The organism is Neorhodopirellula pilleata (genome assembly GCF_007859915.1).
Lineage (GTDB): Bacteria > Planctomycetota > Planctomycetia > Pirellulales > Pirellulaceae > Rhodopirellula > Rhodopirellula pilleata.
The window spans coordinates 84,249-102,514 of the sequence record NZ_SJPM01000003.1; the positions used below are offsets into that span (position 1 = coordinate 84,249).

Sequence of the window (18,266 nt, forward strand, 5' to 3'; positions counted from 1 at the left end):
CTAGGATCCCCAAGCTATACCGGTCTCAATCGTCCCGTCAAAAAACGCGAAATAGCCCACACTTCTCCTTCTTCGACGGGCTCAAGAAACAAAGCATGAGTCCCTTACAAATTTGGAGTGATCAATGGTAATGCCAATCCCGACTTGGCTCGAATACGTCGTCATCGGAGTTACCGGGCTTGGATTCGCAACGTTTCTAATCCTGCTCGGATTTCTCATGAATTGGGCATGGGAAAAGTTCTTCAAATACCTAGGACGCAATGAGACACCGAATCACAACAAGGACTTGGATGAACCCATGTGACCGGCCCCTTGAAATCAGCAACCTTGGGCTGTCTGGCTTCGTCTTTGGTCTTAACTGCACCAGGGAATCGAACGCGAAGGTGGTGAGCCATCGAACAAGCTCCAAGGGGAATCCGAAGTGCGTCCTTCAGATTCTATCCAAGTCAAAACCGAAAACCTGACCCCGACGAGAGCTTCTCTCCATCTCGCTCCGGAGTCGGCCACCTGTGCGCGCTAGCCAACTGGTGAAACCCACTGCAACATGATGAGCTTGTCGGGTTTCGTCGGCTCACGGTGCCTTGCCCTATGCGGGCTCTCGCACGCTTGACTGCTTTTGAGTCCTGGAACCTTTTCTTCCTTAATGCGAAGCTAAATCTGCGCGGCCTCCCGCGGTGGCACCTTTTCCGGGACTACAAAGCGATCGAACCCACCGCCACCGACGATGAACTTCGCACCTTCATCGAAACCAAAGCCATCCCGCAGTGCGGACTGTGCCCTAGCAAACGCACCGCCTTCGTCCATCCCGATCCTCTTCAACGGAGTGCCGAGTGATGCCCGGACCTTATGAACCCCACATGCCACCGAACCCGTTCGTCCCTCCGTTCGATCCGCCGGGCGACAAACCTCCTTACGAACCCGAGGAACCCGACGGTCTGATTACCTTGACACCGCCGCCCCCACCACCGCCGCCGGTGTGGCCCGACGACAACCCACCCGGTATGCCCGATCCAGGCCCACGCCCGCCCTGGTGGCCCGATGACTACGACTGGCCGCCGCGTCCGGAAGAACCAGTCGTGATCGAATCCCCGTTGCCACCACATATATGTGGCCGCGACTGCCGCCGGACCATCCCTATCACCTGCCACCGGGTCACTCCTAACCCGACGACCTACCTTCCGGCCATCCAGGAGAAGCCTACCCCGGCATCCTCGACGATTGGCCATCGTCTTATGAACACGATGAAGAATAAACGTCCAAGTCAATTTGAACCTCGATAAGCCACCTTTCTGCTGGCTTTTTTCGTGCCGTATGGGTGATGATAGATCCAGCGATTCTTGAAACTACAACCCTGGTGGCGGAACGACTAGCTTGAAAGAGCGTCAAAGCCGGAGACGACGTCGAATAGTTCCTCGTCGATGCTGCCTTGTCGCTGGCGGTGGAATTGGGTGTGCAGGGTTTCAAGTAGCTCGTCGATGTTTTTATCGGCTCGCTGCATGGCGGCGAGTCGGCTGGCGTTCTCGCTGGCGAGCGACTCGGCACAGGCTCGGTACAATGTGATGAATAGGTATTCGTGGATCAACGATTGCAACGTCACCAGATGGCCTCCCAGGATTTCCGCGCGGCTGTGCGTCGGCCATTGAAGTTCGGTCAGGCGTTGTTTCCATTGCGAGTCGAGTGGTAGCAGTCGCTGCGAGACCGGTTCATAAAGGGATCCAGTCTGCGGGCGGTTGTGGAACACGAAAACGGAAGTCGATTCGTGGTCGAGTTGATCACTGATGCTTTCGATTTGCATTTGTCCCACCAGCGCTGCAATTCCCTTGACGGAATTGGGCACCGGGAACAGTCCGTGCAGCAGCAATCCGGAATCCGCGAGCCGCCCATGCACTCGTTCGCCTACAGCCCAAACCTTTAACTCGCCGGCAACATCCGACAGCTTCTCCACTGCAAAGTCGGTGATCACATCGTTGAATTGGCCAACCAAACCTTGGTCGGAGCCAAACACGATGGCTGAGATGACCTTGGGCTTTCCCGTTGTCGTCGTCGAATGCAGCGGAGTTGCAATGCCTTCTTTTTGAAAGCAAGCACTCAGCCCAAGTTCGATCGCTTGGTAGTAATCTTGCAAAGCGAGCACGGAACGTTCGTACTGCTCGACGCTGGACGCTGCTATCGCTTTCATGGTGCGAACCACCGACTGCAAGTCTTCGGCGGTGCCGATCTTGCGCCGCAGGTCCGCCATACTATTGCTCATGACGATCCTTTGACGACGGACGCAATGGCGCTGCGAGTCAACTTGACAATCGCTTGCTGATCTTCGTCGCTGAACTTCTTGGCTGTGTCCAACCGTTCGCGAATCGCCGCTGGCATGTTGGCCGCCGCGACTTTCACCAATTGTTCCGCCTCTGGCATCTTCTCGATCGGCACGTCGTCAAAGAGGCCCTCACTCAGCGCCAACAAGATTGCGATTTGTGAGGGAACCGACACCGGCGAAAACTCGGGCTGCTTCAGACAGGATCGGATTCGCTGACCATTGGCGATAATCGCGCGAGTGCTTTCGTCCAGCCGAGCACCAAAGCGCGCGAACGTCTCCAGCTCTTGAAACTGAGCGTAGGCAAGTTTCAAATCTCCAGCGACCGATCGGTAGGTCGCTCGCTGGGCTTTGCCACCGACACGCGAAACCGATTTCCCCACGTCCACCGCCGGCAGGACGCCTAGCTCGAACAGGGCCGGCGACAAATAGATTTGCCCGTCGGTTATGGAAATCAGGTTCGTGGGAATGTACGCGGAAATATCCTGAGCTTCCGTTTCGATGATCGGAAGGGCTGTCAGTGATCCGCCGCCCAAGTCCTCTCGCAGGTGCGTTGAGCGTTCCAGCAATCGTGAGTGAATGTAAAAAATGTCGCCCGGAAACGCTTCGCGCCCCGGTGGCCGACGCAGTAACAGGGACAGTTCGCGATAGGCTCGCGCGTGCTGAGTCAAGTCATCGTAGACGATCAGCACGTCGCGACCTTGCTCCATAAAGTACTCGGCAATGCTGGTTGCGGCGTACGGTGCAATGTAGGCCAAGCCGGGTGGATCGTTTCCTTCACTGACCACCACGACCGTGTATTCCATCGCGTCGTTCTCCTTCAGAACCGCGACAGCTTTGGCGACCGCGGAAGCCCGCTGACCGATCGCGCAATAAACGCAAACGGTATCCTGGCCGCGCTGGTTGATCATCGTGTCGAGTGCGATCGCGGTCTTCCCGGTCTGACGATCACCCAGAATCAACTCGCGTTGCCCTCGTCCGATGGGAATCAGAGCGTCGATGACTTTGATTCCCGTTTGCAGCGGCACGGTCACAGGAGCACGATCCATGATTGGTGGTGCGGGGCGCTCGATGGGAAGACGCTCATTGCAATGCACGACGCCGTTGCCATCGAGAGGTCGCCCGAGTGGATCGACCACGCGTCCCAGCAAACCTTCGCCGACAGCCACATCCATCACTCGGCCGGTACGCCAGACCTCGTCGCCTGCTTGCAACCGCGAGTAGTCGCCCAGCAACACGACGCCTATCTCGTGCTCGTCCACATTGAACGCAATCCCGTACACGTCGCCAGGAAAACGCACAAGTTCCTCAAATCCAACATTCGGAAGTCCCGACACCTTCGCGATCCCGGTTGCAACATTGGTGATCGTGCCAATCTCGCGAAGTGAAAGTTTTGGCCTGAAGGCTTCGCGGGTGTTTGTGAGTTGCGAAAAAGCGTTATCATAGATGGATCGTAGAGTGCTCATGGTGAACTAGTTATCCCCGCCTCCGCGTTTTCTAGATACCCGTTCACGCTCCACGCCATCTTTTTGCCGTTGACCGTTAACTCGATGCCGCTGATGAGGTTTGGTTCAGCATCGAACTGGATCGGAACGTCGGCTGACATCATTTCGTTCAATGCCGTTTGTATTTGCGATCGCTGCTCGGTTGGCAATGCAAATGCACTTCGCACTCGGGTCGATTGCTTTCCATTCTCGGTGGCGGCGGACAACTCTTGTCGGACTTCTCCGTCGAGCGATCGCAGGCGATCGGTGAAGACGTCACACATCCGCTTTTCCAAATCCACCGACGCCAAGTCGCTCAGCGTTTTTCGCGTCAAGGCGAACACTTCTTGGTGGGTTCGCCGCGATATCTCTTCGCTCAAGTCTTTCTGCTCGGTCTCCAACGCATCGCGGCGTTTGGTGGCAAGTTCGTCGGCGGCTTTCGTTGCATCATCGAGCAGTCGCGTACGTTCCGTCGCCGCCTCTTCGGTGGCTTTGCTCAACAATGCGGCACGTTGCTGGTCAAACTCATCGTTCTTGCGCTCGAATTCGTCGCGTTCCTGTTTTGCTTCCGCACGTTTCGCATCCGCGTCAGCCAATTCCGCCGCGATCTTCTTTTCGCGTTCATCAATGGCGTGCAAAATTGGGCGGTACAAGTAGCGATTCAATAACCACACAAGGATCAGGAAGTTGATGGCCTGTGCGGCGACGGTAAACCAATCGACCAGCATGAGCTAATTCCCTGTTGCTTGAGCGATGAAGTGATTCCAAAACGGATTGGCAAAAATCAGAATCATCGAAACGACAAAGCAGTAGATAGCGGTCGATTCGATCATTGCGAGGCCGACGAACAGGGTCCGCGTGATGGTGGAGGAGGCGTCGGGCTGTTGTGCCAGGGCACTCAACGCCGTCGCCACCGCTTTTCCTTCTGCAATGGCAGGCATCATGCAACCGATGCTGGTTGCGAATGTGGCACAGATCATCGAGGTCATTCCAATAATGGTCATGCTGTCCATGGTATTTCCTATGTTGGTTGTGGTTGGTGTTTCTTCGGTTTCGTCTCGCGGACTCTCGTGGCCGCCGCGATGTAGACGGCCGCCAAAATGCTAAAGATGTACGCTTGGACCATTCCGGTCAGCAGTCCAAGTGCCGTCATGACGATGGGGAACAGCAGTGGAGTGATCGTCAGTAGAATGGCCATGATCATCGCCCCGCTCATCATGTTTCCGAACAAACGCACTGCCAACGCTAGCGTCCGCGACGCTTCGCTGATGAGGTTGAAGGGAAGCATGATCACCGTCGGTTCAATGTAAGTACGCAAGTATCCGCCAATTCCCTGTGCCTCGATGCCAAACAGCGGTACTGCGACGAAGACGCACATTGCGAGTGCCATCGTGGTCGACAGCGAACCGGTCGGTGGTTCGTAGCCTGGAATGACGGTACATAGAGCGGAGACAGCGACGAATAGAAACAGGGTGCCTAGAAAGCCGATGTACTTGCGAGGTTGCTTGAGTCCGATGTCCTCGATTTGTTGCTGAATTCCGCAGATGACGATTTCGAGCAGGTTCTGCCAGCGACTCCGCTGGTGATCCGTCGATAGCTTTCGCGTGATCAGCTTGGCCCCGATCGCCATCACCAAAATGATCGCCCAGGTGAACACAATGGTGGCGTTTAACTTGAACCATCCGTATTGCCAAAAGACAAGTTCGTCGGGACTAAGTCGCATGATGGGTCTCCTGTGTCTTGGCCAGAACTTGAATCGCAGGTCGAGTTAAACGCGTGACGATCAATCTCGCCGCGATGAATCCGACCAAGCAAGCCAGTAGTGGTTTGAGTTGTCCAGCACTGACGAAGTAGAACCCGGCAAGCGTAATGCTCATTCGAGCGAGCGCACTGCCCAACATCCAGCGTGCTGGATACGGTGTCGCGACGCACTTGCGAATGGTCCACCAGAGACCGCCAAAGAACACACATCCCAGCAACATGCCGGCCGCGAACGCGAAAATCAAAGCCAGTCCGTCATTCATCATCGTCCTCCTGTTCGTCCCGCATTGCTTTGTCTTCCTTTGCCACCCATTGCCAAGCACTCCAACATCCGATCAGCAGTCCCGCGATCAAAAGCGTCAGCGTCCACGAGTGGCTGGCGGCGTGATTGCGATCCAACCACGCACCGATGGCCGCACCCAGCAGCGTGGGAACGACGATCGACCAGCCGATCAATCCCATCATGCCCAGTCCAAACCAGACGCCTTGATGCGCCGAACGCTGAGCCTTGAGTTTGCGTTTTGCCTTCGTGCGAACCTGCTGTTGAAAGCCGGTTTGTTTTTCGGACGGATTAGTCACGATGCAACTCCGCCAACCGATGAACGATATTCGATTCCAACTTGGCCATCGACTGGCGAACGGACTGTTGTTGTTCATCCAAATCCATAAACTCGTCGCGTACTGCGGATTGCAGATGGCCCAGGTCCGATCCCACGATGGCGTTACGAACGGACACCCGCACTTCCAGCCCAGTCTTGATCAGCACGCCTTCGTCGATCGCCGTATAGACCTGGCCTTCGTCTTCGGTCTCGTAGATCAAAATCCCCGGCATCAGCGACGCCACGCAATCGAGCCGGTGAGGCAAAAGCCCGAACGATCCGGCACGTGACTCGGCCACGATCCGCGTTACTCCTGTCTTGTCCGCAAAGACGCCAAAAGGCAACAGGATCTTAAGTCGCATGAGTTCCCGCGACATGCTGGCTCCTTTCGTCTGAGGTTGGTTCTGACGCTGGCTTCGTTTTGGCCTTCACCTTTGCTTCGTCGATCTTGCCGATCATGTACAGATCGCTCTCGTCGGCATCCTCAAATTCGTCGTTCAAAATTCGCTCACAACCATCGAGCGCGTCGTCCAGGCTGACCAGCTTTCCCTTCAAACTCGTGAACTGTTCCGTCGTAAAGAATGGTTGCGTCAAAAAACGTTCTAGACGCCTCGCACGGCCGACGATCTTTCGGTCTTTTGGCGACAGTTGTTCCAGGCCGAGCATCGCGATGATGTCTTTCAGGTCGGCGTACTGAGCCAGCGTTCGACGGATCTCCTGAGCCAGTTCGTAGTGTCGCCTGCCAACGACACTCGCCGTCGCCATCTTGGAACTCGATTGCAACGGGTCGATCGCGGGGAAAAGTCCCTCGCTGGCTCGTTTGCGTGAAAGCACGATCGACGCCGAGAGGTGTGAAAACGTATGAACGGCGGCCGGGTCGGTGAAGTCATCGGCGGGAACGTAAACGGCTTGAATCGACGTGATCGCGCCGGTGCTCGTGTTGGCGATGCGTTCCTCGAGGCTCGCAAGCTCGGTACCCATCGTGGGCTGATATCCCAGTCTCGATGGCATCTGTCCCATCAACCCGGACACTTCCATCCCGGCTTGGATGAAGCGAAAGATGTTGTCGATCAGCAACAACACGTCGCGTTGTTCGTCGTCTCGAAAGTACTCGGCCATCGTGAGTGCGACATGCCCGACGCGAAACCGAGCGCCAGGTGGTTCATTCATTTGACCGAACACCATCGCCATGTCTTTGAGCACGCCCGCGTCCTTCATTTCGCGGTACAGTTCCTCTCCTTCTCGGCAACGCTCGCCAATGCCGCAGAAAATACTGACGCCCTTTTGCTTGCCGACCATGTTGTGAATCAACTCGGTCAGCAACACCGTCTTTCCCACTCCGGCACCTCCAAACAGCCCGGCTTTTCCGCCGCGTTCGAGCGGCACAAGAACGTCGATCACCTTGATCCCCGTCTCGAAAACTTCCGACTTGGTCGACCTTCGCGACAGAGGCGGTGGGTCGCGGTGGACGCTCCGCCGCTCGACGCCTGTTAGTTCGTCACCAAGGTCAATCGTATTCCCGAAAACATCGAACATGCGGGACAACAAAGCTTTGCCGACCGGAGCCTCCAGTGGCCCGCCGGTATCTTGCACCGCCATCCCGCGAGCCAATCCTTGCGTCGGTGTGAGCGCGATGCCACGCACGCTATGTGCGTCTTGCTGCGATAACACTTCGAGGACGATCTGCTGTCGATCGCCGGTCCGTAAAATCGAATGGATCGGAGGCAGGTGTTGGTCAAAGCGAACGTCGACGACGCTCCCCCGCACCGACACGACGACACCCTGGTTTAGTGAATCAGCTTGTTGGGCTTTCAACCGGAACCTCCGAAAGCGTTGGGACGAGCGGTACAATGGAATTGGGAGGGTCGACGATTGGCCGTATTGTCGTTGGTAGTTGTGTCGGAACGTGCAGGGTCGCGACACCGATGCGTGAATCGGCCATGCCGTAGTAGACGTCGAACCGATCGGGTTGCCCGATGTCCGTTCGGCAATCAATGCCGGTTGGGAACACCACGTTCTCGACGACGCCATCGCGTTCGTGGGGATCAGTCGGCGTCAAGATTGGCTCAGCGGAACGATACAGAATCGTTCGCGGATGCTCTTTCGACAGGATCATGACACCGGCGGAATAACAGAGGCGTCGGTTCGCTGCGTCGTTGGATTCTTCCGCGTGAACACCGTGATAAAGCATCATCCAGCCATGCCGCGTCATCATCGGCGGGGTGCCGCCGCCGATTTTTAGTGACTCCCAAGGCTCGACGGGCGTCGCCAAGCGATGATGGGAATTGAATAGACCCAGATGCTTTGGCGCGATCCCATCCAGTTCCATCGGGCAATAGGAGATCCAAATGCTTTCGTGTTCGAGATCGACCATCCGCGAGCATTCATCACAGTCCGTTTCTTCCGGCAGTGATCCGGGAAACAGAGGCCGATGAATCATTGCAAGTTGCAGTTTGCCTCGGTGGTTCGGTATCGCGACTGGAAATAGACTTGCGTCTTTGTTGGCGACACCAACGAAGTCTGTACCGCGGAACGGTTCAAAGGTGGCGAGCCCTAAACGCCTCCAGTGAAACAAGTCGTCGGACACCGCCAAAGCGATGCGAGGACCACTCCTGGAAAACGCGGTGTAGGTCATCAAATAACGCTCGAAGCGTTCCACATAGGTGACGCGTGCGTCTTCACATCCACCGCGACCATTTGCCTGCAACTCGTAATCCGCTTCCGGTTCCAACGCGATCCCCAACCGCTCGACGCCGCACGGATCACCGGCATCGTCGAACTGGACTCGAGCAATGCCGATGCGGGAGAAGTTGTCATTGGCAACGAGTCGTGGAAAGAGATACAAGTTCCCATTCGGTCCGCGAACCGCCGCCGGATTCAGAACCCCGCCGACTTCATGCGGATTACCGGGTTCCGGTTCCATGAGTAAGCCAAGGCGTTTCAGTTGAAAATTGTTCATTGTTGTTTTGGGCAAAAGAATGGGTGGGCAAATAAATGTCGCGCGGTCGGCTCTTTTATTTTTTTGCCCCGGCATTTTTTTGCCCTTCAACACAAGCCACGATCGCCTCAACTACACGCTTTGTTTCCTCTGAATCTCGAACGCAGATCGACGTCACTCCCGCTTGCTTGGCCGGGTAATCGTTCCCGCCAGGGAAAATCGCGTCACCGATGAAGAGCATGTCGGAGATCGCGATACCCAATGTGTCGCGGAGCTTGCCAATCCCAAACGCTTTGTCGATTCCTGGCTTGGTGATATCAATCGACGTTGTGCCACCCAAGTTGACCGAGAACTCTGGAATCAAGTCATCAAGGATTGCTTGAATCTTCTTTCGCTTCGCAAAGTCAGGATCCCACTTACGCTTTGCTTCAATGGGAGCCAGCTGCCCCAAGCCGGAATACGTGACCTGACTGCCACGATCTTCGATCTGTTCGCCCCAGATTTGGGCATCGTGGGTTTCCAAGGTGCCAATTGCCTGAGTGATCGCAGTGGTAATTTTTGCCTTTTCAGACGCATCGAAATCGTCGGCGTAGATCGAATTCCACTTGGCATCAAACCGATAGAAGCGTGTCCCGCAGGTCGGCAAAATCGACAAACGCTCAATCTGCGCATGACGAGGCAGCTTGGCGAGCAATTGTTTTTCAAACTGCAGCCACGCACCACCCGAAATCACCGCGACCCTCGTGACGCGTAACAGCGATGTAAGCAGTTCCGCCATCTCACTGTCCACCGGCGATTTGCTCTGGGCGAGTGTGCCGTCCAAGTCGAATACAATCAGCTCTTTCATGGATCGGTCTCGACGAACTGCGATAGTGGAGCAGAGTTCCACAAGACGATGGTGGGCCGATCGTGCTCGTAGCCAAGAATGCTGAGAGACGCAGTGCTGAGCAACAACGACTGTGCGTGTTCCACCGCAAGTCCGATCCAACGTACGGCCAGGACGCGACCAAAATGACTGTGTGAGAATAGGGCGACGTTGCCATCCAATTTCGTAAGACGCTCAATCAGTCGATCGGCCCGCGTCGAAATCTCGTCTGGCATCTCACCGCCGAGACAACCGTCGCGAAACACATTCCACTCTGGTCGCGTCGCATGGATCTCAGCAGATGTTCGCCCTTCGTAATCGCCATCGTCCCACTCGATCAGGTCTTGTTCGACTTTGGTGTCTTGCGACAAACCAGCCAGTTCGCAAGTACGCCACGATCGTTGCAGCGGGCTGCTTAGTACGTGGTTGAAAGCATAGACACGAAGCCGTTCACCAAGTCGGCGAGCTTCGTCTTCACCGTTTGCCGTCAACGGAATATCCGCGCGTCCGGTGTGTTGCCCGCTGAGCGACCATTCCGTTTCGCCATGACGCATGAAGAACAAGCGGAGCGTCATTGGGAATCAGTTTGGCACAAAAAGATGGTGGGGCAGAGAGATGAAGTGCGACAGGAGTGTGCGAAAGAGCGAAAGTAGTCGCCGCTAGAATCTTTTTTCCCAATCATTTTCTTGCCTCTTTTAGCCAACTGAGCGCATCTTCGTATTCGGATTCCGAGAAATGCTTGACATCAGGATGCACCATATGTGCGGCAAACTTTGGCAAGGCGGTGAGCAGGCCGTTGTCACTTACAATCGCCAGTCGCTTAATATTTTGGTGATAGTTTTTGATGAGTTGCAAGTGACTAATGGCGGCTTCTAGATTCAGCCAACCAGGAAACGCTTTGGCGAAAATCATGACTCCGGCCAATGACTCATGTTCCGCGAGATAGGGATCTATGTCGTGAATCATCGCTTCGAAGTCGGCGGCCTCCAACGCGTCCGATGGTTCGAGGATGAGAATCCCCTCGCCGGTGAGTAGTGTGTGTTTCAGCATTGATTTGTTTCTTTCATGCGATTTGAATTGACAAGAATATGATCGAGCAAGAAAAGTCATTCTGTCGTCGAGCAGATTCGTCTCAATTTTTTCGTGCTGTCATTGTTTTGCCCCATTTCCAGTCCCGAATCTCCGGCATGTCTCGACCGTGCTTACGGATGTATTGCCCGTGTTCAATCAACTTTGCTTGAAGTCGCTGTTTAAGGCGAACGCCCGGTTGGCCGGTCTGTGGTAGCCGGTCAATCGTGTCCATCACTAAATGAAAACGATCTAGATCGTTCAGCACCGTCATGTCGAACGGCGTCGTGATCGTGCCTTCTTCCTTGTAGCCGCGGACGTGAAGGTTCTTATGGTTGGTACGGCGATAGGTGAGCTGATGAATCAGCGAAGGGTAAGCGTGAAAGGCGAAGATGATCGGCTTGTCGTCGGTGAACAACTTATCGAAGTCGCTGTCGCTCAACCCATGAGGATGCTCGCTTTGCGGTTGCAGCTTCATCAAGTCGACCACGTTGACCAAGCGAATCTTCAACTCCGGCAAATGCTCTCGCAGGATCGAAACGGCGGCTAAGGTTTCCAGCGTCGGCACATCGCCGCAGCAAGCCATCACCACATCTGGTTTGCCGTCTTGATCGCCACTTTGATCATTCGACGCCCACTGCCAGACACCAATGCCAGCAGTACAGTGTTCGATGGCCGCGTCCATCGGTAGCCACTGCGGAGCGGGATGCTTGCCGGCGATAACGACGTTCACGTAATGCCGACTGCGCAAACAATGGTCCATCACCGACAGCAGACAGTTTGCATCGGGCGGAAAGTAGACTCGCACCACCGACGCCTTCTTGTTCACAACATGATCGATGAAACCTGGGTCTTGATGCGTGAAGCCATTGTGGTCCTGACGCCAGACGTGTGAAGCAAGCAGATAGTTCAGGGAAGCAATCTTCCTTCGCCAAGGCAAACCCGATGTGACCTTCAACCACTTGGCGTGCTGGTTGAACATCGAGTCGATGATGTGAATGAATGCTTCGTAACAGTTAAATAGTCCATGTCTGCCCGTGAGCAGGTAGCCTTCCAGCCAGCCCTCGCATTGATGTTCGCTGAGCATCGAATCGAGCACGCGACCGTCCGACGCGAGAAACTCGTCATTGGGAATTGTTCGCGCGTCCCACTGCCGATTCGTGAAATCGAAGACAGCCTCCAAACCATTGGACGCCGTCTCATCAGGACCAAACACGCGAAAGTTTCGTTGCTCGGCGTTCCGCTTCATCACGTCCCGCACGAAAGGCCCCAGCACATGTGTGTCGCCGATGCCACGCACGCCCGGTTCAGGCACGTCCTCCGCATAGTCGCGGAAATCGGGCATTCGCAGATCCCGCAACAGCATGCCGCCGTTGGCATGCGGATTCGCGCCCATGCGACGATCGCCCTCGGGTGCAAGTTCGGCCAGTTCCGGCTTCAAGCGACCGTCTTCGTTGAACAATTCTTCGGGCCGATAGCTCCGCAGCCAGTCTTCCAGCAGTCCGAGGTGCTCGGGGTGTATGGCGGGGTTAGAAAGCGGAACTTGATGAGCGTGAAAGGTGCCTTCGATCGGCACGCCATCGACAACCTTTGGTCCGGTCCAACCCTTGGGCGACTTCAAAACGATCATTGGCCAACGCGGACGAGTCGAGTTTTCGTTCACTCGGGCGTCATGCCGAATGTGCTTGATCTGTTCGATCGCCCGATCCAACGTCGTCGCCATTGCTTCGTGCATCAATTCAGGATCGTCGCCCTCGACAAAGTAAGGAGTCCAACCGTATCCACGAAGCAGTTGCTCGAGTTCCTCACGTTCGATACGGGCCAACACGGTTGGGTTGGCGATCTTGTAACCATTGAGATGCAGTATCGGCAGCACCGCGCCGTCGGTGGCCGCATTGAGAAACTTGTTAGAATGCCAAGCCGTGGCCAGCGGACCAGTTTCCGCTTCGCCGTCGCCGACAACGCAAGCCACAATCAAATCGGGATTGTCAAAGACGGCCCCGAAAGAATGACTGAGCGAATAGCCCAGCTCGCCGCCTTCGTGGATCGAGCCGGGCGTTTCGGGCGAAGCATGGCTGGGGATGCCACCGGGAAACGAGAACTGAAGAAACAGCTTTTGCAACCCGGCCTCGTCTTGGCTGATGTCGGGATAAATTTCGCTGTACGTGCCTTCGAGATAGGTATTGGCAACCACCGCAGGGCCACCATGCCCCGGACCAGAGACGTAGATCATGTCGAGGTCGTATTTCTTGATGACTCGATTCAAGTGGACATAGATGAAACTCTGCCCCGGCGTCGTACCCCAATGACCAAGCAACATGTGCTTGATGTCGTCGATCCTCAGCGGCCGTTTGAGCAGCGGATTATCAAACAGATAAATCTGTCCCACCGACAAATAGTTGGCCGCCCGCCAATAGGCATCCATCCGATGCAGCATCTCAGGCGAGAGCGTTGCGGGTTCTAAAACGGCTGACATGATTCAGACCTTTTCGTTGGGTTGATGCGAAGAAGCGGAATGGGCGTATCGCACCAACCTTGCCAACAACCTGGAGCGTCCAGCCAAACGATACGATTTCAGATCAGCGCGCTCTATCGCGTGATCCTTGAATCGACCCTGGCGGATTCAACCACAGATTGATTCATCCATGCTGTCGTCGTTCGCGATCAGGTCTGCTACTTGATGATTCGATAGACCGAACGCGCGATCATTGGCTCTTCGTCCGTGCGAATGACTCGGACGGTGACTGGACTAGAGTCCGATGAGATGACCGCTTCCGACCTTGAATTGCGTGATTCAACCAACTCACGCCCCGGGATCAGTCCAACTCGTTGAACAAGTCTTGAAGCCGCTGGAAGTCAACGGGTTTAGTCAGATGACGATCAAATCCAGCCTTAAAGGCCAGCTCGCGGTCGGACGATTGTCCATAACCCGACAACGCTACCAAGCAGACGCTCTCCAGGTCTTTCCGTTGACGAATTCGACGAGCCAGTTCGTGACCGCCCATGACGGGCATTGTCAGATCCGAAAAAATGACGTCCGGATGGAACGAATCCAGAATCTCCAATGCAGTACGCCCATTCTCGGCGACTTGAACTTCGTGTCCTAATTTTTCCAGTAACTGTTGTGTAACAAATCGCATCGCTCGAACATCGTCCACGACCAACACACGAAAATGTCGCAAGGATTGATCCGAAACACCTTTGGAGACAACGTTATCAATAAGAATCCCTGTCGCGAGCGGCAATCTGACGGTGAACGTGCTACCGCAATCTAGGCCGTCACTTTCGGCATCCACGACTCCACCGTGCAGTTTTACCAAGCTTCTCACCAAGGCCAAACCGATCCCAAGTCCTGACGACCGAAGTCCGTCTGCGCTTTCGACCTGTTCGTACATCCCGAAAATATTCTCCAAGCGATCGGTGGCGATACCCATACCGTTGTCTCGGACTCGAATGAACACAAAGCCATCGCTCGCATCCAGGGTCAGCACTATTTGGCCTCCAAGGCTTCCATATTTGGCGGAGTTATTCAACAGATTACAGATCACCTGAGTCAATCGAGACAGATCACCGCAAACACAGGCCGCATCGCTATTGTCAATCACTTCCAGAGTCATGTTGTTTTCGGAAATCAAGATCGACGACTCCTCGATGGCCGCTTCGACCACTGCGATGAGTGAAAATACTTGCTTATCCAGCAGCACCTTGCCGCAACTGATCCTCGAAATGTCAACGAGATCGTCTACCAATCGGACAATCTGTTTCACCTGGCGAGCCATCATGGATCGGACTTTTTCCGCATCCTCGCCCAAATCCATCATGGCCAATAGCTGCAGTCCGTTTTTGATCGGTGCCAGTGGGTTGCGAAGTTCGTGTCCCAACGTCGCGAGCAGCTCGTTGTTGCGGTGGTCCATTTCAGAAATTGTTTCCAAACGAATGGCCGCATACTTTAAAGTCGATTCACACGTTTGGTCTTGGTTTATTGAATCATTCAAATTTCTATCCTTTTTAAGTCCATCTGAAACAGTCACTTGATCTGGATCGACACATTCTCGACCGATCCCGAGCCGCCGAAATCGAGCGGCCCCATCAAAATTTCATGGCGGATTCTGCCACCGTTCTTCGAGACTGGATCAAAGGTCGTGAATCACTCTGGGTGGAAGAGCTGCCCTCAACGCATTGAGAACCGCTGCGACATCAATGACTTCCTGGGTGATCGAGCCCATCACCGGACTTAAGTATCCCGTCGCCGCGAAGCCCATACCGATCATGCTCAGCGCCATACCACCGACGGCACTTTGCAACGCGATGGTTCGCATCCGCCGGCTGATGTGCATGAACTCGTCGACTTTTTCGAGCGAATTGTCCATCACCACGACCCCCGCAGCCTCCGCAGTCACGTCACTGTTCTGGCCGATCGACATCCCGACCGTGGCCGCCATCATCGCCGGTGCATCGTTGATACCATCGCCGACGTACAGTGTTTTCGCCTTCGCAGTTTCGGCGCGAACGAGAGCGAGTTTCTGTTCCGGGCTTTGCTCTGCGAAGATCTCGGTGATACCAACTTTTTCAGCGAGATAACGAACCTCCGAATCACGGTCTCCCGAGACGAGCATCACGCGAGTGAAGGCGTGCTTCGGCCCAAGATGTTTGACGAAGGAGCGACTTTCGGCACGCGGTGCGTCCCGGAATCGATACATTGCGGCATAGCTGCCGTCGATCACGACGACACACTCGAGACCTCCCGCGACAGCAGGAAGTTGATCTGAACCGACGACATCCGGCGCAAGCAACTTGTTACGGCTGGTGATTCGCACGGTACGGCCTGACACAGTTCCGACGAGTCCCTGACCTGGACGCTCGCCCACTTCGGTCGCTTCCGGCAAATGAATGGCATCGGCCGTAGCCGCGTCAAGGATGGCCCCTGCGAGCGGATGCTTGGAGTAACGTTCCAAACTTGCAACGAGAGTCAGCACTTCTTTTTGTTGAAATCCGGAAGCGATCACTTGTTCGGTCAACTTCGGTTCACCATAAGTCAGCGTTCCAGTCTTATCGAAAATGGCGGTACGGCATCCGGCGATCTGTTCCAGCACAACTGAACTCTTGACGATGATCGCTCGCCGTGCGCACAGCGAGATCGAGCCGATGATGGCAATTGGAATCGCTAGCAGCAGCGGACAGGGAGTAGCGATCACCAACACGGCCAGGAAACGAAGTGAGTCGCCACTGATAGCCCAGGCGAGAATCGCAACAACCAACGCGACCGGCGTGTAGAACGCGCCCAGTTGATCGCCAAGACGCTGCAACTGAGGACGTTTGCTTTCCGATTCTTGCATCACCCGCATGATCTTGGCGTAGCGTGAATCCGCAGCAACTTGAGTCGTGCGTATCGTCAACGCTGATTCGCCATTGATCGCACCCGATATCACCGTCGAACCGGCGGTCTTGGTGATCTGGAATGGCTCGCCCGTCAAGTAGGATTCATCCATCACGCCGTGACCCTCGATGACTTCGCCGTCGACGGGGCAGATGTCGTGCGGGTAGAGAACCAGCGTGTCGCCAACGACAACATCCGCCAGTTCCACATCGGCAATTTCGGAACCGCGTTTGAGGTGAGCGACCGACGGCATGCGTTTGGCAAGTGCCGCCAGCACCGAAGATGCACTGCGAAGCGCATACGACTCCAACGCTTCGCCGCCGGAGAGCATCAGCACGATGATCGAGCCAGCCAGATATTCTCCGAGCAGAACGGACGTGATGATCGAAATCCCACCCAACAGGTCCGACCCGAATTCTCGCTTGAGCAATTTCTTCGTCAGGTCGAACAGCAGTGGGAGACCACCGACAACCAGTGTCACCAACAATGGAATTTCGCCGAGCGGCGGCGTGGTTTGAATGCCAAACCGCATCAGCAGATGCAAAGCGATCGCCAAAATGGCGAAGGCCGCGATAACGAGCGACTTTCGGCTCCACCACTTGGAGAACCGATTTGCAACCGGCATGGGCGGGTTGGATTTCGGCGATCCCTTTTTACTTTGCTGTTCGGTTGGGGTGGTCAATTCGGTATTCAGTTCATCTGCCACAGTGTGAAGTTCAAGAACGCGGCAAAACTCACCCAGACCAGATAGGGAACAAGCAAAAACCCCGCTAGTCTGTTGACTTTCCAGAACGCAATCAGGGTTGCGTCGAGTACCAACCAGAGGAGTGTGATATCAACCAGTGCCATCCCAATCTGGTGCATCGCAAAGAAGACGGGTGTCCAGATCGCATTCAGGAACAATTGAAGCAGAAACAGTCCCAGCGACCAACGCCTGGATTTCCAGCCTCCTTCACGCCAGACCAGCCATGCCGCCGTGCCCATCATCAGATAGAGCACGGTCCAAACGGGACCGAAAAGCCACGCGGGTGGATTCCAAACGGGTTTGTTCAGTCCCGCATACCAGCCATCAACCGACACGACGAACCCAGTGCCGGCAGTTGCAAGACACAATGCACACCAGCCGACGAGCGCGAGTCCTTGGCGTAGATTAATCGCTGCTGGCTTGGTGGTGTCACTCATCAAAACGGCAAACGTCCCATCAGCAGCAACACAAGCAGGATCACGACGACCAACCCCAAGCCGCCGCTCGGGCCATATCCCCAACTGCGACTGTGCGGCCAAGCCGGGATCGCTCCAAGCAGCAACAGAATCAGCACGACGAGTAAGATTGTTCCTAGCATCTTCATTTTCCAAAAGGATTAGCATGTTCCGCATCTGATCCGTTGCTTTCAAGCCACTGGACGACAAGCAACCGAATCATCGCGATCGCAGAAACAGGCTCACGGCCACACCGGCAATCAGGCCGCAGCCTACGCAAACCATCAACGATTCGTTCGGATGTCGGCGAACCATTCTGTTGACTTCGGCATAGCCGTCACGCACGGCGGCTACAGCTTGATGGGACGCTTCTTGAGCGCAGCTGGCCGCTTGGCTGGCCGTCGCACGCACATTTTCACGGGTATGGTTCATCGCGGCTGACGCGTCACTGCTGAACTCGTCAAAGAACTGCTCGACGTTCTCCCTTGCTTCGCCCGTCTTTTTCTGGATGGTGCCCATCAGTTGATCGACATCGCCATTGAACGTCATGACATCGTCATCAGTGAGTTCACCCCACTTGCTCCGTAGTCGGCCCTTAATCTCGTTCCAGTTTCCCTGGAGTGTCTGTTGGCTAATCATTATTCTGTCAGTTCCATTTTTGATAAG

At 55.2% G+C, this 18,266-nt stretch carries 21 protein-coding genes; 2 read left to right on the forward strand and 19 right to left on the reverse strand.

The genetic code is table 11. The features are described 5' to 3' along the window. Positions 1 to 124 precede the first annotated feature (124 nt). Together Pla100_RS09255 and Pla100_RS09265 are read left to right on the forward strand one after the other, a co-directional pair. Positions 125 to 304, forward strand: a complete 180-nt coding sequence (locus Pla100_RS09255) for a hypothetical protein (protein ID WP_146577435.1) — start codon at positions 125 to 127, stop codon at positions 302 to 304. Positions 305 to 833: 529 nt separating this feature from the next. Beyond that, positions 834 to 1,280: a hypothetical protein gene (locus Pla100_RS09265; protein ID WP_231602896.1), complete on the forward strand. Its 447-nt coding sequence runs from the start codon at positions 834 to 836 to the stop codon at positions 1,278 to 1,280. Between the two features lie 86 nt (positions 1,281 to 1,366). Here Pla100_RS09265 and Pla100_RS09270 read toward each other — a convergent pair whose 3' ends face one another. The 19 genes from Pla100_RS09270 to Pla100_RS09360 all read right to left on the reverse strand — a co-directional run bounded on the left by Pla100_RS09270 (position 1,367) and on the right by Pla100_RS09360 (position 18,239). Continuing rightward, positions 1,367 to 2,251: a F0F1 ATP synthase subunit gamma gene (locus Pla100_RS09270; RefSeq protein ID WP_146577436.1), complete on the reverse strand. Its 885-nt coding sequence runs from the start codon at positions 2,249 to 2,251 to the stop codon at positions 1,367 to 1,369. Beyond that, entirely contained in the window at positions 2,248 to 3,774 is a 1,527-nt protein-coding gene (locus Pla100_RS09275; protein ID WP_146577437.1) for an alternate F1F0 ATPase, F1 subunit alpha, read from the reverse strand. The genes Pla100_RS09270 and Pla100_RS09275 overlap by 4 nt, the downstream gene beginning before the upstream one ends. Continuing rightward, complete coding sequence (locus tag Pla100_RS09280; protein WP_146577438.1) at positions 3,771 to 4,520, reverse strand: F0F1 ATP synthase subunit delta; 750 nt, start codon at positions 4,518 to 4,520, stop codon at positions 3,771 to 3,773. The genes Pla100_RS09275 and Pla100_RS09280 overlap by 4 nt, the downstream gene beginning before the upstream one ends. Positions 4,521 to 4,523: 3 nt before the next feature. Beyond that, on the reverse strand, positions 4,524 to 4,805 hold the full coding sequence (locus Pla100_RS09285; protein WP_146577439.1) for a F0F1 ATP synthase subunit C: 282 nt from the start codon (positions 4,803 to 4,805) through the stop codon (positions 4,524 to 4,526). 8 nt (positions 4,806 to 4,813) lie between these two features. Continuing rightward, complete coding sequence (locus Pla100_RS09290; protein ID WP_146577440.1) at positions 4,814 to 5,515, reverse strand: F0F1 ATP synthase subunit A; 702 nt, start codon at positions 5,513 to 5,515, stop codon at positions 4,814 to 4,816. Then, positions 5,505 to 5,819 (reverse strand): ATP synthase subunit I, encoded by a 315-nt coding sequence (locus tag Pla100_RS09295; RefSeq protein ID WP_231602897.1) that lies wholly within the window; start codon positions 5,817 to 5,819, stop codon positions 5,505 to 5,507. The genes Pla100_RS09290 and Pla100_RS09295 overlap by 11 nt, the downstream gene beginning before the upstream one ends. Next, on the reverse strand, positions 5,809 to 6,132 hold the full coding sequence (locus Pla100_RS09300) for an AtpZ/AtpI family protein (protein ID WP_231602898.1): 324 nt from the start codon (positions 6,130 to 6,132) through the stop codon (positions 5,809 to 5,811). The genes Pla100_RS09295 and Pla100_RS09300 overlap by 11 nt, the downstream gene beginning before the upstream one ends. Continuing rightward, entirely contained in the window at positions 6,125 to 6,529 is a 405-nt protein-coding gene (locus Pla100_RS09305; protein ID WP_231602899.1) for a F0F1 ATP synthase subunit epsilon, read from the reverse strand. Before Pla100_RS09305 ends, Pla100_RS09300 begins: the two co-directional genes overlap by 8 nt. Continuing rightward, positions 6,504 to 7,967 (reverse strand): F0F1 ATP synthase subunit beta, encoded by a 1,464-nt coding sequence (atpD, locus tag Pla100_RS09310; protein ID WP_146577442.1) that lies wholly within the window; start codon positions 7,965 to 7,967, stop codon positions 6,504 to 6,506. The genes Pla100_RS09305 and atpD overlap by 26 nt, the downstream gene beginning before the upstream one ends. Beyond that, entirely contained in the window at positions 7,948 to 9,111 is a 1,164-nt protein-coding gene (locus tag Pla100_RS09315; RefSeq protein ID WP_146577443.1) for a glycoside hydrolase family 130 protein, read from the reverse strand. The genes atpD and Pla100_RS09315 overlap by 20 nt, the downstream gene beginning before the upstream one ends. A gap of 55 nt (positions 9,112 to 9,166) precedes the next feature. Next, positions 9,167 to 9,937 (reverse strand): HAD-IIB family hydrolase, encoded by a 771-nt coding sequence (locus Pla100_RS09320; protein WP_146577444.1) that lies wholly within the window; start codon positions 9,935 to 9,937, stop codon positions 9,167 to 9,169. Further along, complete coding sequence (locus Pla100_RS09325; protein WP_146577445.1) at positions 9,934 to 10,530, reverse strand: histidine phosphatase family protein; 597 nt, start codon at positions 10,528 to 10,530, stop codon at positions 9,934 to 9,936. Before Pla100_RS09325 ends, Pla100_RS09320 begins: the two co-directional genes overlap by 4 nt. Positions 10,531 to 10,633: 103 nt before the next feature. Beyond that, on the reverse strand, positions 10,634 to 11,005 hold the full coding sequence (locus Pla100_RS09330) for a SpoIIAA family protein (protein ID WP_231602900.1): 372 nt from the start codon (positions 11,003 to 11,005) through the stop codon (positions 10,634 to 10,636). A gap of 82 nt (positions 11,006 to 11,087) precedes the next feature. Beyond that, positions 11,088 to 13,499, reverse strand: coding sequence for a phosphoketolase family protein (locus tag Pla100_RS09335; protein WP_146577446.1), 2,412 nt, complete (start codon positions 13,497 to 13,499; stop codon positions 11,088 to 11,090). Positions 13,500 to 13,839: 340 nt separating this feature from the next. Beyond that, positions 13,840 to 15,018, reverse strand: coding sequence for a hybrid sensor histidine kinase/response regulator (locus Pla100_RS09340; RefSeq protein WP_146577447.1), 1,179 nt, complete (start codon positions 15,016 to 15,018; stop codon positions 13,840 to 13,842). 138 nt (positions 15,019 to 15,156) lie between these two features. Continuing rightward, a complete protein-coding gene (locus Pla100_RS09345; RefSeq protein ID WP_231602942.1) occupies positions 15,157 to 17,025 on the reverse strand; it encodes a heavy metal translocating P-type ATPase in 1,869 nt (622 codons plus the stop codon). A gap of 65 nt (positions 17,026 to 17,090) precedes the next feature. After that, the gene (locus Pla100_RS09350; protein WP_146577449.1) at positions 17,091 to 17,582 is read right to left on the reverse strand and encodes a TspO/MBR family protein; all 492 of its coding nucleotides are present in this window, start codon (positions 17,580 to 17,582) and stop codon (positions 17,091 to 17,093) included. Further along, positions 17,582 to 17,743 (reverse strand): DUF3309 family protein, encoded by a 162-nt coding sequence (locus tag Pla100_RS09355; protein WP_146577450.1) that lies wholly within the window; start codon positions 17,741 to 17,743, stop codon positions 17,582 to 17,584. Before Pla100_RS09355 ends, Pla100_RS09350 begins: the two co-directional genes overlap by 1 nt. Before the next feature lie 76 nt (positions 17,744 to 17,819). Next, complete coding sequence (locus tag Pla100_RS09360; RefSeq protein ID WP_146577451.1) at positions 17,820 to 18,239, reverse strand: CsbD family protein; 420 nt, start codon at positions 18,237 to 18,239, stop codon at positions 17,820 to 17,822. Positions 18,240 to 18,266: the final 27 nt, after the last annotated feature.

Coding starts and splice junctions, on each gene's coding strand:
- Pla100_RS09255 (WP_146577435.1), top strand. CDS start 125: ATGGTAATGCCAATCCCGACTTGGCTCGAATACGTCGTCATCGGAGTT.
- Pla100_RS09265 (WP_231602896.1), top strand. CDS start 834: ATGCCCGGACCTTATGAACCCCACATGCCACCGAACCCGTTCGTCCCT.
- Pla100_RS09270 (WP_146577436.1), bottom strand. CDS start 2,251: ATGAGCAATAGTATGGCGGACCTGCGGCGCAAGATCGGCACCGCCGAA.
- Pla100_RS09275 (WP_146577437.1), bottom strand. CDS start 3,774: ATGAGCACTCTACGATCCATCTATGATAACGCTTTTTCGCAACTCACA.
- Pla100_RS09280 (WP_146577438.1), bottom strand. CDS start 4,520: ATGCTGGTCGATTGGTTTACCGTCGCCGCACAGGCCATCAACTTCCTG.
- Pla100_RS09285 (WP_146577439.1), bottom strand. CDS start 4,805: ATGGACAGCATGACCATTATTGGAATGACCTCGATGATCTGTGCCACA.
- Pla100_RS09290 (WP_146577440.1), bottom strand. CDS start 5,515: ATGCGACTTAGTCCCGACGAACTTGTCTTTTGGCAATACGGATGGTTC.
- Pla100_RS09295 (WP_231602897.1), bottom strand. CDS start 5,819: ATGATGAATGACGGACTGGCTTTGATTTTCGCGTTCGCGGCCGGCATG.
- Pla100_RS09305 (WP_231602899.1), bottom strand. CDS start 6,529: ATGTCGCGGGAACTCATGCGACTTAAGATCCTGTTGCCTTTTGGCGTC.
- Pla100_RS09315 (WP_146577443.1), bottom strand. CDS start 9,111: ATGAACAATTTTCAACTGAAACGCCTTGGCTTACTCATGGAACCGGAA.
- Pla100_RS09320 (WP_146577444.1), bottom strand. CDS start 9,937: ATGAAAGAGCTGATTGTATTCGACTTGGACGGCACACTCGCCCAGAGC.
- Pla100_RS09325 (WP_146577445.1), bottom strand. CDS start 10,530: ATGACGCTCCGCTTGTTCTTCATGCGTCATGGCGAAACGGAATGGTCG.
- Pla100_RS09330 (WP_231602900.1), bottom strand. CDS start 11,005: ATGCTGAAACACACACTACTCACCGGCGAGGGGATTCTCATCCTCGAA.
- Pla100_RS09335 (WP_146577446.1), bottom strand. CDS start 13,499: ATGTCAGCCGTTTTAGAACCCGCAACGCTCTCGCCTGAGATGCTGCAT.
- Pla100_RS09345 (WP_231602942.1), bottom strand. CDS start 17,025: ATGCCGGTTGCAAATCGGTTCTCCAAGTGGTGGAGCCGAAAGTCGCTC.
- Pla100_RS09350 (WP_146577449.1), bottom strand. CDS start 17,582: ATGAGTGACACCACCAAGCCAGCAGCGATTAATCTACGCCAAGGACTC.
- Pla100_RS09355 (WP_146577450.1), bottom strand. CDS start 17,743: ATGCTAGGAACAATCTTACTCGTCGTGCTGATTCTGTTGCTGCTTGGA.
- Pla100_RS09360 (WP_146577451.1), bottom strand. CDS start 18,239: ATGATTAGCCAACAGACACTCCAGGGAAACTGGAACGAGATTAAGGGC.